This is a genomic window from Paenibacillus alvei DSM 29 (assembly GCF_000293805.1).
Taxonomy (GTDB): domain Bacteria; phylum Bacillota; class Bacilli; order Paenibacillales; family Paenibacillaceae; genus Paenibacillus_B; species Paenibacillus_B alvei.
This window is the reverse complement of the sequence record NZ_AMBZ01000004.1, coordinates 309,042-323,386: the sequence shown is the minus strand read 5'-3', so window position 1 is coordinate 323,386 and position 14,345 is coordinate 309,042. Positions and strand designations below refer to the sequence as shown.

At 43.7% G+C, this 14,345-nt stretch carries 12 protein-coding genes; all 12 read right to left on the bottom strand.

What is annotated here, in order from left to right; all coding sequences use genetic code 11:
* Positions 1–8 precede the first annotated feature (8 nt).
* Positions 9–1,040 (bottom strand): type I-C CRISPR-associated endonuclease Cas1c, encoded by a 1,032-nt coding sequence (gene cas1c / locus PAV_RS15240; protein ID WP_005547702.1) that lies wholly within the window; start codon positions 1,038–1,040, stop codon positions 9–11.
* Positions 1,024–1,695, bottom strand: coding sequence for a CRISPR-associated protein Cas4 (cas4, locus tag PAV_RS15235; RefSeq protein ID WP_005547700.1), 672 nt, complete (start codon positions 1,693–1,695; stop codon positions 1,024–1,026). Before cas4 ends, cas1c begins: the two co-directional genes overlap by 17 nt.
* Complete coding sequence (cas7c, locus tag PAV_RS15230; protein WP_005547698.1) at positions 1,685–2,545, bottom strand: type I-C CRISPR-associated protein Cas7/Csd2; 861 nt, start codon at positions 2,543–2,545, stop codon at positions 1,685–1,687. Before cas7c ends, cas4 begins: the two co-directional genes overlap by 11 nt.
* A complete protein-coding gene (cas8c, locus tag PAV_RS15225) occupies positions 2,542–4,494 on the bottom strand; it encodes a type I-C CRISPR-associated protein Cas8c/Csd1 (protein WP_005547696.1) in 1,953 nt (650 codons plus the stop codon). Before cas8c ends, cas7c begins: the two co-directional genes overlap by 4 nt.
* Positions 4,491–5,210, bottom strand: a complete 720-nt coding sequence (gene cas5c, locus PAV_RS15220) for a type I-C CRISPR-associated protein Cas5c (RefSeq protein WP_005547694.1) — start codon at positions 5,208–5,210, stop codon at positions 4,491–4,493. Before cas5c ends, cas8c begins: the two co-directional genes overlap by 4 nt.
* Positions 5,211–5,454: 244 nt before the next feature.
* The gene (locus PAV_RS15215) at positions 5,455–6,123 is read right to left on the bottom strand and encodes a hypothetical protein (RefSeq protein ID WP_005547692.1); all 669 of its coding nucleotides are present in this window, start codon (positions 6,121–6,123) and stop codon (positions 5,455–5,457) included.
* Positions 6,124–6,405: 282 nt separating this feature from the next.
* Positions 6,406–6,612 (bottom strand): hypothetical protein, encoded by a 207-nt coding sequence (locus PAV_RS32395; protein WP_005547688.1) that lies wholly within the window; start codon positions 6,610–6,612, stop codon positions 6,406–6,408.
* Positions 6,602–7,258 carry a DUF4062 domain-containing protein gene (locus PAV_RS15210; protein WP_005547686.1) on the bottom strand — a complete coding sequence of 219 codons (657 nt, stop codon included), beginning with the start codon at positions 7,256–7,258 and terminating at the stop codon, positions 6,602–6,604. Before PAV_RS15210 ends, PAV_RS32395 begins: the two co-directional genes overlap by 11 nt.
* A 404-nt stretch (positions 7,259–7,662) precedes the next feature.
* The gene (locus PAV_RS15205; RefSeq protein WP_005547684.1) at positions 7,663–10,110 is read right to left on the bottom strand and encodes a CRISPR-associated helicase/endonuclease Cas3; all 2,448 of its coding nucleotides are present in this window, start codon (positions 10,108–10,110) and stop codon (positions 7,663–7,665) included.
* 848 nt (positions 10,111–10,958) lie between these two features.
* A complete protein-coding gene (locus PAV_RS15200; protein WP_005547682.1) occupies positions 10,959–12,260 on the bottom strand; it encodes a pyrimidine-nucleoside phosphorylase in 1,302 nt (433 codons plus the stop codon).
* Between the two features lie 150 nt (positions 12,261–12,410).
* The gene (gene deoD / locus PAV_RS15195) at positions 12,411–13,118 is read right to left on the bottom strand and encodes a purine-nucleoside phosphorylase (protein ID WP_005547680.1); all 708 of its coding nucleotides are present in this window, start codon (positions 13,116–13,118) and stop codon (positions 12,411–12,413) included.
* A gap of 25 nt (positions 13,119–13,143) precedes the next feature.
* On the bottom strand, positions 13,144–14,325 hold the full coding sequence (gene deoB, locus PAV_RS15190) for a phosphopentomutase (RefSeq protein WP_005547678.1): 1,182 nt from the start codon (positions 14,323–14,325) through the stop codon (positions 13,144–13,146).
* Between the last annotated feature and the right edge of the window lie 20 nt (positions 14,326–14,345).

The following is a 14,345-nucleotide window of genomic DNA, read 5'->3' as shown; positions in this document are numbered from 1 at the left end:
CCATACACCTACTTCCATAAAAATGGAGGGTATTCATCCAGATCACCGCGCAAATAGCGAGCTAGCAATAGTGCCTGGGCATGCGGCACCAATCCCCAACTGATGTTCTCTCCAAGGAAAGGATGGCTAATCTTTTCTTGCTTTTTCTTCTGCCACGCATCCAAGAACTTCTTGCGCGCATCATCCGTCATCAGAACAGCGCCATTTTCCTTTTTGAAGAAATCATCTTTGTTCAATATGCGCTTGTTGATCAAGGCCAGAACAAATTTGTCCGCATAGACGCCCCGCAGCTCTTCCATCACATCCAACGCCAAAGACACTCGTCCCGGTCGGTCACGATGCAGAAAGCCGACATAGGCATCAAGCCCCACTGCTTCCAAGGCGGACGCCATATCATGAGCCAGCAAGGTATAAGCAAGCGACAACATTGCATTGACGTTATCGAGCGGCGGTCTGCGCGAGCGTGCATGAAAATAAAAGTCATCCTGCTGCTGCAAGATCATGTGGCCGAACACTTTGTTGTAGCTTACAGCACCCTGACCCTCCAAGCCTCTTAACCGCTCTAAATCTTCGCATGCTCTGACTTCAATCATAAGAGAGGATAATTGCTCCGACACTTTTTTGAATTGTGCCACATCGATCCGCAGCGGATAATCCCGAGTCATTCGCTCGACCATCCATTTATGATTGTAAATCTTGGCTACTATAAAGTTGCGGGCGATCTTCACAGACCAAGATTCATCCTCGGATATCGCATATTGCTTCTTCCTTAGCACAACGTTGCCTTTGCTCTGTCCAATAACCCTAGCCAGAAACCTTCCACTCATCGTCAGAAAAGTAATCGAAATATTCCGATCCGCACAATATCCCATTAAAGCCGGACTAGCACCCGTATACCCGAAAGATATGATCGCTTCCAAATTATGCAGCGGGAGTCTGCCAAGCTTCTCTTGCTCCTTTAGAAGTACGATATTATCACCGTCCAGCGACAAATAAACGTCCGGCTGGGTTATATATAACGTGTTAAGAAGACGCCTCATCCTTGATCTTCCCCTCAATATAGCTTTTGACCGTCCGTTTATTCATCAGTGCGGGCAAGCATATAGAATGAAGCGAACAGCTTTTGCAAAATGCTCCTGTCTTCACTTTCGGCGTAATCTTGCGCTTATAAAAATCTTGCATCTCTACGGCGATCTTCCGTACTTTTTGCTTCACATCATCCGTAAGCGGCACTTCAACCCGATGCTTCAGCTCTTGATAGAAAATATATCCTGTCTGTACATCACATAGCAGCATCTCCTCCAAACAGATCGCCTGTGCTGCTAATTGCAGCACGTCCGATTCATCCTTCTTCGGCTTGCCTCGCTTGTACTCAACCGGATATGCCAAGTATGTGCCGTCCGCTCCGTTGATAGGAACTCCGCGCTCATCTCGAATGAACTCTACGACATCGCACACCCCAGAGAACATCAGTTCATGCGATTTCACTGACATCGCACGAACGACAAGCTTATCGCCACGCTTTTCTCTCGTGAACGGCTGATCTGCATGACGATGGAGATGCTGTCCTTCGATGGTTCTTACATTTTCCTCCCACTGCTGCTCTACATGAATGAGTGCCCATTGCCGCTTGCAGAATTGGTAGTGCTGAATACCAGATAACAGCAAATAATCATCTTCATCCTTATAGGCCATCAATGACCTCTACGCTCAATCCGTCCAGCTCATTCCACGCAATCGTATAATCCTCTAAAGATTTAGGTTCTTCCTTGTTTTTGCTAACCTTCAAGGAACGGTGTACTTTCGCTGAAGAATACTGTCCGAGCTTCGAACGATGCTCCCACCAGAACACTTTCACTACTTCCATACTCCCATCAGGTCTGGCAGAAGAGACGTCATTTTCGAACATCGTTACAAGCGCTTGCTTGATTTTCTCTGCGTCGTCGTTCGTGAATCCCGTCTTCTCTGCCAATTGGGTGTTAATGCTGCCGTAGCATACATATATGCCGAAGTCGACGCGATGCTTCATCCCCATCGTATCCGAACCTTTATCTTTGCCTGGTTCAGAATTCACGCTTTTCGTAATTTGCATACTGGTAATATCAATCGGTTCTACGCTAGTTGCCGTATGAATCGATACTGGCCCGCGCACACCGACGGAGACTCCTTTATCTGATCCTCCTTTGAAAGCGAACACTTGGCCAAAGCTCCGGACATCGATCCATTCCTCACAAGCTATCTTAGCGAACTCCTCGCTTGCCCCGTCTTTTGCCTTCATTATTTTAGCCAGCGCCTCATTCGCTTCGGCACGTTCTCTCAAGCTCTTGAACGAATCCGTATTACGATCATTGGATTGGACAAAAATAGACTCTCCGTTGTCTTGCAATCGATTTCTGATTTTGCGTTTCAAGGCCACATCCGATATCTCGCCATGTCCATCATAGTTCTGACGTGGACGATTCCCATTTAACGGGTCGCCATTGGGATTCGCCTTCGTTACCGAAAATACAACCGCAAAGTCAACTTTATGATCCAAAACTGTCATGATTCCAGCTCCTCTTCATTGGATTGTTCACTTGAACTTTCAGGGCTTTCTTTCTTCTTATAAAGCTCGTGCCGCTGACTATAGAAGCCTAACAGATACTTTCCTGATAATGGCTTGTTATTAAAGTCATCATGATGAAATGCAGAGGCAATCTCGTCGATGATTCCAGATAAATAATAGCCTTTCGACCCTAATCTCGCTTGGTACGGCTGCAAGCTGGCCTGAATCGTTTTCCATGTTCGTTCTGGATGCTGTGCAAATGAATTCATATACCGAATCGCATTACTGGCACGTACATGACTTGACCCTGGTTTGCCGGATCGGCGTGATTCTTCGTCCAACACCCGACGCTCCAAGACATCAGCAACTGCCAGCAACCGCCCGAACAGATAGCTGCGATCCTTATTTTCCTTATCCAATGCCACCTCGTACCCCTCCTTCTTATTTAGCAACTCTCTATTCACCAAGGCGCAAGCGATGCTTAACGTCTTCTCCCATTCCCACTTCTCCATCGATATCGGGTTGGAAGCGCGGCGGATCGCACTTCTGACAATGTCGGACGGAATCACTCTTCCATCTACAATACAAGGCAGCATGCGCTCCATTAATCCCTTCACGATCTTCTCATTCGCCTTGGAACCATAAGCTGCAAATGCAATATCCTTTGTAGACGGCGCACCGGAGAACTGTACAAAATCCCCATTTTCGTCCTTGCGATAACGGTGCAGCCATACACAGCTCGTGTGCCATTTCAACAAACGGTCGAAGTATTGCTGCTTCTCCATCATCCGATAGTAGAGTACAGCCATTCGCCCTGTTGTCGCCGAGTCGAGAACGAGTAGGTTCACTTTGGAATCGGAAGATGCCAGCTTATTGCAATAGCCATCCAATGCCTTGGCAACTTCTTGTGCCAGCTCTGGATTCGTATACGATTTCCGCTGTACTACAAACGGTGTAGGATCGAGTGAGAACGTGTCGTCCTCCGGGGCAGGGACATATAGCGCATCGTTCGCCCATACGAGAAAAACACGCTGATCAATCATCTTGCCTTGCCGCTGAATAAGCCACTTTAATGCATTATGGGCTTTCTGCGATACTTCGTAGCTGATGCTTGCAACTTCAACACTATGACTGTACCTTCCTCTGAACGTGAAGCCGCTCGTATCATTCGCCGAGATGAGCTTAGCTTTATCTGCCGCATTGCGAATCTTATTTGCATGCTTGTCAGTGCTCGGCAGCATGTTGCCTGTTACATAGCAGAGCTTCTCAGCTCCAAGCCTCTGGTTGTAATACTGCACGAACGATTCATACATCTCTGGATCATCCCATACTTTGTCTAAATGCTCACCCGACGAGTAGACGTTAAACCGTATGAAGGCACTATCTTGTTCACCGGTTAATATAGAAAAAATCTGCGGTTTCTCGCTGTACAGAGAGGCATATTTCTTGTCCCATTTTCCGATCAGACGGTTGTTGGCATCCAGTGCGAGCTTCTTGTCCTCCACCAAGTCCTGTATCAACCGCCCTTTGCTCACATACGCATAAATACTTTTCACTTTGGCATGGGCATAGGGAGACGACGCCCAGTCACCTAATTGCTCGATATAAGCGGTGAACGGATCTTCCTTCTTTACTTGACCGCCATAGGTGGTATAATCTCCAGCCACATAGCTAATCTTATCGTGCAGCGGATACGGAGCGACTTTGGAGCCCGCCCGGCTCGCCGAAGCTTCCGTACACGGTATTAACGTACTGGCATCACTCTTATCTACGAAGCTGGAAGAATGAAATTCGCCGTCCTCCGTCACATTCACTTCGATATGTGCCGTCTGCGTCGTATGCGAAATCGGCAGCAGCGTAAATTCTTGCTCGTTGCGCTTCTTTTCTATAACACCTACTCGATCCAGATTCGCTTCATACGTCTCATATAATTGCAGCAGCCAACTCACCTAGCTTCACCCGCTTCCATTTGGGCGAACAGATCATCAACGGATTCCATATTCCCGCTCGTAAACTGCTTAGGCTCCATATCCGCAATAGTACGTACTTGGGTGCAATTGTCCGGCGCAATAAATTCAATAATCCCGTTCCGCATAACTGGATTCCACAATCGTGTCTCCATTTGCCGTCTGCCCGTCTCATCCGGGTAATTAATGCCGTGCACCATCGTTCCGAGATAGATGTCGCCATAATTATTGTAAAAGCTTTCACCTTCTCCGAATACACAAGGTTCCACATACCCTTGACACTCTCGTGACCCTAGGAAAATATCTCGCCGTCCACCAGCTTGCAGAGAACGCTTCAATATATTGTGGTGCTTGTGCTCGTTGCGGTCATATTCCAGATCCGGTCTGTGCGGGTTAAAAATAAAATGTGCTCTACATTGATATCGCACATCTTTCAAATACGTATAGTTAGCCAGTGTATTGCCCCCGCCGTAATCGATTGGCCGAATTCCCTTAGACTCCATGCGAATCGGATTCATGACGCGCACTGCATCCACGATAAACAGCAATGTCGGCTTCCAATAGATCGATTCTACAATTCCCTTCAGTGCTTGATAGGTAGGAACCTGATAAGATAGCTTCTCTCCACCCAGCTTCGTTAACGGATCAGTGAACAATGCATAGTTCCCGTATACTTCGAACTCGATACTATTTCTCATCATAGAGCCTCCTTTCCTTAATTGCGTCTGCTTTTATAAATGCTTAAAACAGACCTACATACCTTAAAAAATCTTTCAACTGAGTTAATAGGTTTTCTTCACTTTATAACAAATTGTTCATCTTAATCAGTAAAATCATTATTGCCTTGAATCAATGTCTGGTTGCTTTCCCTAATTCCGCACCATCCGCTTCAGTAGAATCGAAGTGTATAAATATCGCGTTGGTTAAGAGATTGGAGTTCTGTTAATTAATCATTTTATTTATTCTTTCTCTCGATTTTTCAACCCAAAATGGCTCTTTTGGTAACAGGTTATTAATACTAAATTCCTCTATATTCTTCGAAACATCAGTATGTATTCTCCAAAGCTTCTTTTTAAGATTGGTTCTAATCCATAAATCATCAAAATTGTTCATATTAGGTTCAAAGCAGAAATAGAAAGCCTGTTTTTTGTAGTTTGTACTAATCTTAAACAACTCTTCTAACGTCAAAAGTATATAGGGAATATATTCAATTGATAAATCTTTGTAATACCAAATTTTTTGTTTATTTGCCTTCTCTACTAGATTTCTAAACTCAGCAAAGCGAAGACTACCATCACATAATTGGTCGCATTTCAAATATATATAATAATAGTTTTCAACAAATTCCGACTTTACTTTTATTGCATTTTCTTTATCGATTGTTGTTGGAGTTAGATGGCTATATTTTGAAATGTTTTGTTCAATTGTAGGGCATTTGGTATGGGGTCTATTATGCCAAAAGTGAGCAGTTCTAGCTGATGTATGATCCGCACGAATTTTAAGTGAATTACCGCAAACCATACATTCACCCATATAATTTGGACCAAAGTTAATTAGCCAATCTTTTATCAAATATACCTTCCCATCTTTTCGATTTATAGCTTTGTCCACTGGAAATCCCCCCCTATTTCATAGTTTAATTTTGTTTTCATATTTTGAAATTCTTGAAAGATCATCCACTGTGGGAGACAAAACCCCGCCGTGATGCAGTTAGTCCCCTCCCTCATAAAATCCTCTCATTTTTTCTATGTCGAATTTTTTAAAAAGGCAAGTCATCATCGTTAATTTCAAATGATTTACTAATTTCCTCACTGACAAGCCAATCTTCATTCCACTCATCTGCAGTGAATACTATTAATCTATCATTTTCATCAAAAATCCCTTTAAATATTTTTAATAAAAAATCAAATTTTTGGTTTCATTTTTATAAATCAGATAATCTTCTTCATCTTCATCAGGAAAAAATGGGTCTCTCTCTTTTTCTTGATATCTTCTAGCCTCTAGCCAAGCCTCAAGATCAGACTTGTTTCTAAAAAATATTGGGTAAGGTGTATTTGTTAAATTTTTTAATTTTATAAAAACTGGATGATTACTTAACAATATTTCCTTTATAGCATGATCTGAATTTTTCCTTTCTTCCGTTAAAAAAATTCACTAATTGATTCAATGTCTTTGCAGTTGCATTAATATTTTCAAGAGATTTATTTTCTGACAGTCTTGATTGTTGCTGTAAGAATCTCTGGAACAATCCAGACCATTGTTCTTTTAAAAAGATAACGATTTCATTTGAATGTTCGAAAGTAGATATAGGATTGTTTTGTGGGAGATTTTCTAATTCCTCTATAAATTTATAAACTTTCACATCATCAACATATCTGTACTTAATATCTTTCACATCTTTATTATTAAGATAAGTGTGATACTCAGAGTAAACTGACTTATCAATAAAAATATACACTTGTTTCCCTTGTTTAAGTGCAGTTTTAATTTCCATTTGAGTAATAGAATATTGTGAATTGAAAGATTCGCTTCCATATCTCCCACCCACAATCGCTACAAGTATATCTGTTAATTCAACTTCTTTGTAACAGTATTCTTCTAATCTTTCATCACTCCCATAAGAAATATTTCCTCTTTCATTTAAAACGGGATCATAGCCCATTTCTCGTACAAATCTTTCAATATCAGCTCTTACATATTTTAAATCATAAAAAGTTGAACTGATAAATACCCTTGGCTTAGCCATAATGTCCTCCTTGATTCAATTCAAACCATTAACATTTTATTGTGCTTAAAGTACAGGAGATTTCATTGTTTTATAAAACCTATTTTAGGTACTTGTTCCTTAATCGTTAGGATCAAAACTCTTATACTTTCAATTTCGAAATGCTATAAATTTTCATTTTAAGTTGACATAAAATTTTCAAATTATAATCGAAGAATTATTTACATATCCATATTTTACACAAACCCTCAGCGTCGGTCAATTAAACCTAATTAAATATTATATGAACATAATAAAAATATATATAACAACATTACACCTATTCATTATCTTTATGCTATAATGGATTGTCGCTACAAGCGTGGATTGAAATATATATTATTTTATTAGGAAACCTATCTATTATCAAAGATAGGTTTCATTCGTTAGAAATTCAAAAACTCTATCTCACTATCATTTTCAAGATCCACTCCATAATCTTCACTGTAAGCGCCTTCTTTCAGTACAAGAACACTCCCATCCAAGCAACAATCCAGCCCACTATTGTGGTCAAGTTGATTCAGTTCATGCTTATAGAGATTGACCGTGAATTGCTGCGCTCTCCGGAGCAACCGTGTGAGGTCATCAATCGTGCAAGCACCGTTCAATTCTGCAATAACTTCCCTGCCCTCCCCATATGGGACAATGACAGATGATGTATGGCTATCTATGACCTCAAAATGCTTCGCCGCCGTGCCATAGCTGTTCGCGATAAACAGCGGAAGCTGTGCATTCTTCGTTTGACAGTAGGCTTGATAATATGTGTCTTCCCCGCCCCGTCCTGCGTACAACAATTCTGTCATATTCTTTCTAAGCGTCGGAATCGGATAGTTCAAGTTCAATTTGAATTCCGAATAATACGTCTGGAAATACCACTCCATCGCTCGACGCGACAATATGTCACCACCGTGAGCCGACGAATCACGCTTCATGTCGATGAGCATCTTCTTCGCCGCTTCTTTGCCAACCCTGATTTCCTTCAGCTTGTCCAAGTTCTCTTCCGCATGATCAATGATATAAACCTTTCGAATCGCATCCTTCCCGTGCCGGTTGCAGCGTCCTGCCGCTTGCGCTATCGAGTCCAACCCGGCGAGAGAACGTATGACGCAATCAAAGCTAACATCAACCCCTGCTTCTATTAGCTGGGTGCTAATACAAATGACTTTTTCCTCTCGTTCCAGATGCTCTTTAACTTTCTGCAAAATATGAAACCTGTGCGCTGCGCACATGGAAGTGCTTAAATGATAGAGGGGAATCATCTCGTATTGCGCTTCCTTGAACCGTTCCATTAATTGCTGGTATAAGCTTTTGACAACAGACTTCGTATTCAAAATAACGAGAACACTGCGCATGTCTTCGATCGTCGCCTGCACAAAATCAGCCAGCTTATCGGTATTAAACGTCTCACCTGTCGCTCGATCTACAATGTCGACACGCTTAAATGCTTCAATGACATGGTCTATCTTGCCTATTATCTCGGCGTCTGGATTGATATCGAGCTTCTGCTCAACGAAGTCCAGTGCCGGCTGCGTCGCCGTACAGAGTACGATGCTGGATTGACCATAGTGCTTCAGGAAGTTTAACGCCTGATTGAACAATGAAATGCAAGGTGTTGGAACCTTCTGCACTTCATCGAAGATGATAACACCTTCGCATAAATTATGAAGTCTCCGAATGTTACGACTCCCATGAGCAAAGAACACATTAAGGAATTGCACCATCGTCGTGAAAATAATAGGAGCATCCCAGTTATCCTTGGCCAGCTTGGCTTTCTGCTGCTGCGTCAGGGCGAAGCCGTCCAGTTCTTCGTCATTATCATGTTCATGTTCGATCACATTCGAATGATGTTCCAATATATTCAACTCGTCCTCTAAGATACTGCGAACCGTTGCGGCATTCTGTTCAATAATCGTAGTATAAGGAACGACATAGATAATGCGTTGCTTGTGAAAGGTCATGGCATGCCTCAAGGCATATCGCAAGCTTGCTAACGTTTTGCCGCCTCCGGTTGGTATTGATAAGGTATAGATTCCGGATGGTTTCGCGGCAAATTGCTCAGATTGCGCTGACATCTCACTTCTGAGCCTATTAATAGGCTTATTGGCATCTTCATGCTCTGCAAACGAACATACCTTTTCCATTAATTTCGCATAGTAGTCTTCGAACAGGTTCGCCACATTCACTTTTGGCTCTTCGTGCACATTCGCTTCAAAACATCTAGTGTTCGTTCGATCTGCATCGATTAATGCACTGAACACGAACTTCGTGAGAAACATGAGCTTCTGTTCAGAGCTGCCTATCGTATTTTGCGCCATAAATTGTTCCAGTTCTATCGCAGCCCAATCTACATATTGATGAAATTCCCGCTCGTTGATGACGTGCGTGAAGAAGGAGTGTTTGCTTGCCTCATATTCTTCCATCTGCTTATCCCTGACACGCCGTAAATAAGGAGACTCCAAATCCTGATTGAGATAATCATGCAAATAGGAGTGGTGCGAAATGATGGCGTTGCCGACAACCTCAGCTAACAGGCCTTTATATTTCGTGATATTGGTTATATGAAAAAGCTCGTATAAAAGCTTGCCTCCTGCCGTCGAATGGTCAACACTGCCTCTCTTTACCAGTACATTAGTACTACTTACAGCCGCTAAAATATATTCACAAAACTCTTGTGAATATTTTCCCATGTCATGGAGCATACCTGCTAGTCCGGTCACATGAGGGACACCCAGCTTACTACCGTAACCTTCCGCTAATGTTCTTACCTCTAACAAATGCGCCTCGACCGTCTGTACCTGTTGGTCGTTTTCACGAATATGAGCAATCGAAAACATATCAACGCTCCTCGTTGTGTGTCATGATTTTCAAGATATGAACAAAGACAACAAAGGCAATACTTTTGACCTATTTCTACAGAACCTCACAATTATCTACAATTTACCATATTATTTGTATATAGTAAACGACATATGTGAACAAGAAAAAGGACACCTCTCGAACTAGCGTTAGTTCCATTGATGTCCTGTGCAGGTTATTAGGTATTCGATTCATGCTCTCATATCGGATATGACTCTCCACTCCACCACTCCGTACAACCTTCACGACCAAAAATTACGATCCGCGTAGGATGCGGCTATACATTGATGTATCTATGCAGATCACACGCATATTAATTTCAATCCACGCATCCGCGTAGGATGCGACTTATCGAGTTGTTTGCTCGTAACTCCGCTGTTTTAATTTCAATCCACGCATCCGCGTAGGATGCGACCTTATATCCATAGCTGACGTTTTTGCGTAATTCATGATTTCAATCCACGCATCCGCGTAGGATGCGACAGCGGAAAGTGAGCCTATATTTATAAAATCACTTCCGTTAATGATTTGTTCACTCATTATAACGAACTTTTCGGTCTAAAACCAAGATAGATACAGTGTTGCCGAGAGAAAAAAATGGATAAAAATGCATAATAACAGATGCGAATATCCCGGCATTTTCATGTGCACTATACATTCGCACCAGAATTAACCCTGCTTTATGACCACACTTATACCCCCCAATATATACCATTCTGATAATTTAGGTAAATACTATATTTATAAAGCAACTACAAAATACAAAAGCCGTGCATGACTCAGGTCGAAATACCCCCTTCGTCATACACGGCTCTCCTTTTCCTATTTATTCCGTTACGATATTATGGACAAGCACCGGTGCCTCAGCATGATCGCTAATCCGAATGTTCTCGTAAATTTTTGCAATGACGTCATCCACATTTTCACGATTCGCATGGATTGTTACCAAAGACTCGCCTGCCTTAACAGCATCGCCAATCTTCTTGTTCAGCATTAAGCCTACTGCAAGATCGATTTCGGATTCCTTCGTTGCACGGCCTGCTCCCAGCAGCATTGCTGCTGTCCCGATCTCGTCAGCAATGATTTCAGCAACTACGCCGTCTTCACGCGCCGGAACTTCGATCTTGTATGCCGCTTGCGGCAGCTTGTTCGGATCGTCGACAACTTCTGGATTGCCGCCTTGGTTCGCAATGAACTCCTTGAACTTCTCCAATGCCTTGCCATTGTGAATAACTTCCTTCAGCTTCTCTTCTGCTTCTTCTAAAGAGGAAGCCTTGCCAGCCAAGAATACCATCTGTCTGCCGAGCGCAAGGCAAAGCTCTTCCAAATCCTCAGGTCCATGTCCGCGCAGTGTATCAATCGCTTCCTGTACCTCAAGCGAGTTGCCGATTGCCCGGCCAAGCGGCTGGCTCATATCGGAAATAACAGCCATTGTCTTACGGCCGACATTGTTACCGATGCTTACCATCGCGTGAGCTAGTTCCTTTGCATCCTCAGCTGTCTTCATGAATGCTCCTGCCCCAGTTTTCACATCCAGCACGATAGCGTCAGAGCCGGCAGCAATCTTCTTGCTCATAATTGAGCTGGCAATGAGCGGAATGGAGTTGACAGTCGCTGTTACATCACGCAGTGCATACAGCTTCTTGTCTGCAGGCGTAAGGTTGCCTGTCTGACCGATAACTGCAATTTTATGATGATTAACAAGGTTCACAAACTCGTCCTTGGTAATTTCCACATGGAACCCTTCGATTGCCTCAAGCTTATCAATCGTGCCGCCTGTATGTCCAAGTCCGCGCCCGGACATTTTGGCAACTGGAATATCCAATGCAGCAACTAGCGGCGCCAGTACAAGCGTTGTCGTATCGCCGACGCCACCAGTCGAGTGCTTATCCACCTTAACGCCTTCAATTGCGGAGAGATCAATGGTTTCTCCGGAGTTGACCATTGCCATCGTCAGATCTGCCCGTTCACGCTCCGACATATCCTGAAAATAAATGGCCATCGCAAAAGCACTGACTTGATAATCCGGGATATCCCCCTTTGTATAGCCTTCAATAACAAAGTTGATTTCCTCTGTTGTCAGTTCCTTGCCGTCACGCTTCTTCGCAATCAAATCCACCATTCTCATCGTTGAATCTCCTCGCTCTCCATTGGATATTGGTTAACTTGCTGATATCAGTAACGAAGACTATTCTCTTCCTTTGTAAACGAACTTACTCAGAACATGCAGCAATTTATTTCTTTTTACTGACTCCTAGTGACAATTTGAGATTCCTTCTTACAACGAAATAGCTGTCTCCAACGCTACTTCCATCATGTCGTTGAACGTTGTTTGACGCTCTTGCGATGTCGTTTCTTCACCTGTCAGCAAGTGATCACTCACGGTTAAAATTGTCAGTGCGTTGACACTGTATTTCGCAGCCAGCGTGTAAAGCGCCGTAGTTTCCATTTCTACCGCCAATACGCCATAGTCCATCAGCTTCTGAACTACGGACTTGTCGTCGCGATAGAACATATCGGATGTGAAAATGTTGCCGACATGTACATTCATGCCCTTCGCAACCGCATTGTCATAAGCGTTCTTCAACAATGAGAAGCTGGCAATTGGGGAGTAGTCGTATCCGCCAAATACGTGACGGTTCATGCTGGAATCCGTACAAGTTGCTTGTGCAAGCACGACGTCGCGCACATGAACGTCCTTCTGCATCGCGCCGCATGTGCCTACACGGAACAAATTCTTTACACCATACTCATTGATCAGCTCATTCACATAAATGCTTGTTGTCGGAATTCCCATGCCTGTACCTTGTACAGAGATGCGCTTGCCTTTATATGTCCCTGTAAAGCCGAGCATCCCGCGAACCTCGTTGTAGCAAGTAATATCCTCCAAGTACGTTTCTGCGATATATTTCGCGCGCAGCGGATCTCCTGGCAGCAATATCGTTTCTGCAATTTCGCCCTGTTTCGCTCCAATGTGTACACTCATAACTATGTTCCTCCAGTAAGATGAATTATTTCAAATCCGTTAAAAAGCTCTTGCCATAAGCAGGCGCTGCAACAGCAAAGTTTTCTGCCACCGTTGCCGCGATATCCGCAAACGTGCCGCGCAGCGGAAGTTCCTTACCTCCAGCTGCAAAGCGTGGAGAGTAGGCAATCAACGGAACATACTCTCGCGTGTGGTCTGTGCCCTTGTAAGTTGGGTCATTGCCATGATCCGCAGTAATAAGAAGCAGATCGTCGTCTGTCATCTTCGCGAATACCTCTGGCAAGCGCGCATCGAACTCTTCCAACGCGTGTCCATAGCCTTTTGGATCGCGGCGATGCCCGAACAATGCATCAAAGTCCACAAGATTCAGGAAGCTTAGTCCCGTGAAGGACTCATCCAATGTTGAAATAAATTTATCCATACCGTCCATATTAGACTTTGTTCGAATCGCCTTTGTAATTCCTTCACCATCATAAATATCCGAAATTTTACCCAATGCGATGACATCAAAGCCTTGATCCTGCAGTTCATTCATCGTTGTGCGGCCAAATGGCTTCAGCGCATAATCATGACGATTCGCTGTTCGCGTAAAGTTTCCAGGCTCTCCTACAAATGGACGAGCGATGATCCGTCCAAGCATGTATGGATCATCTCGGGTAATCTCGCGACAGAACTCACAAATCTCGTACAGTTCCTTCAATGGAACTACCTCTTCGTGTGCTGCAATTTGAAGGACAGAATCCGCAGATGTATAGATAATGAGTGCGCCTGTCTTTACATGCTCCTCGCCAAGCTCATCGATAATTTCGGTTCCGCTTGCCGGCTTATTGCCAATTACCTTGCGCCCTGTCTTCGCCTCAATACGCTCAATCAGCTCAGCGGGGAATCCATCAGGGAATACGCGGAACGGGGTATCAATATAGAGACCCATGATCTCCCAATGACCTGTCATCGTATCTTTGCCGCGGGAGGTTTCTTGCATTTTTCCATAATAGCCCAGGGGACGCTCGGCCACCTCTATGCCAGGAATCGAACGGATATTGGACAAGCCGAGTGCTGCCATGTTGGGCATGTTGAGCCCTCCGCATTCCTGTGCAATATGTCCTAATGTATCTGAGCCTACGTCATCAAATTGTGCAGCATCAGGAGCTTCTCCGATGCCTACAGAGTCCATTACGATAAGATGTATTCGTTTAAATGTTGTCATCATGTCGTTCTCCTTCCCCA

Coding starts and splice junctions, on each gene's coding strand:
- cas1c (WP_005547702.1), bottom strand. CDS start 1,040: ATGAGGCGTCTTCTTAACACGTTATATATAACCCAGCCGGACGTTTAT.
- cas4 (WP_005547700.1), bottom strand. CDS start 1,695: ATGGCCTATAAGGATGAAGATGATTATTTGCTGTTATCTGGTATTCAG.
- cas7c (WP_005547698.1), bottom strand. CDS start 2,545: ATGACAGTTTTGGATCATAAAGTTGACTTTGCGGTTGTATTTTCGGTA.
- cas5c (WP_005547694.1), bottom strand. CDS start 5,210: ATGAGAAATAGTATCGAGTTCGAAGTATACGGGAACTATGCATTGTTC.
- PAV_RS15210 (WP_005547686.1), bottom strand. CDS start 7,258: ATGGCTAAGCCAAGGGTATTTATCAGTTCAACTTTTTATGATTTAAAA.
- PAV_RS15205 (WP_005547684.1), bottom strand. CDS start 10,110: ATGTTTTCGATTGCTCATATTCGTGAAAACGACCAACAGGTACAGACG.
- PAV_RS15200 (WP_005547682.1), bottom strand. CDS start 12,260: ATGAGAATGGTGGATTTGATTGCGAAGAAGCGTGACGGCAAGGAACTG.
- deoD (WP_005547680.1), bottom strand. CDS start 13,118: ATGAGTGTACACATTGGAGCGAAACAGGGCGAAATTGCAGAAACGATA.
- deoB (WP_005547678.1), bottom strand. CDS start 14,325: ATGACAACATTTAAACGAATACATCTTATCGTAATGGACTCTGTAGGC.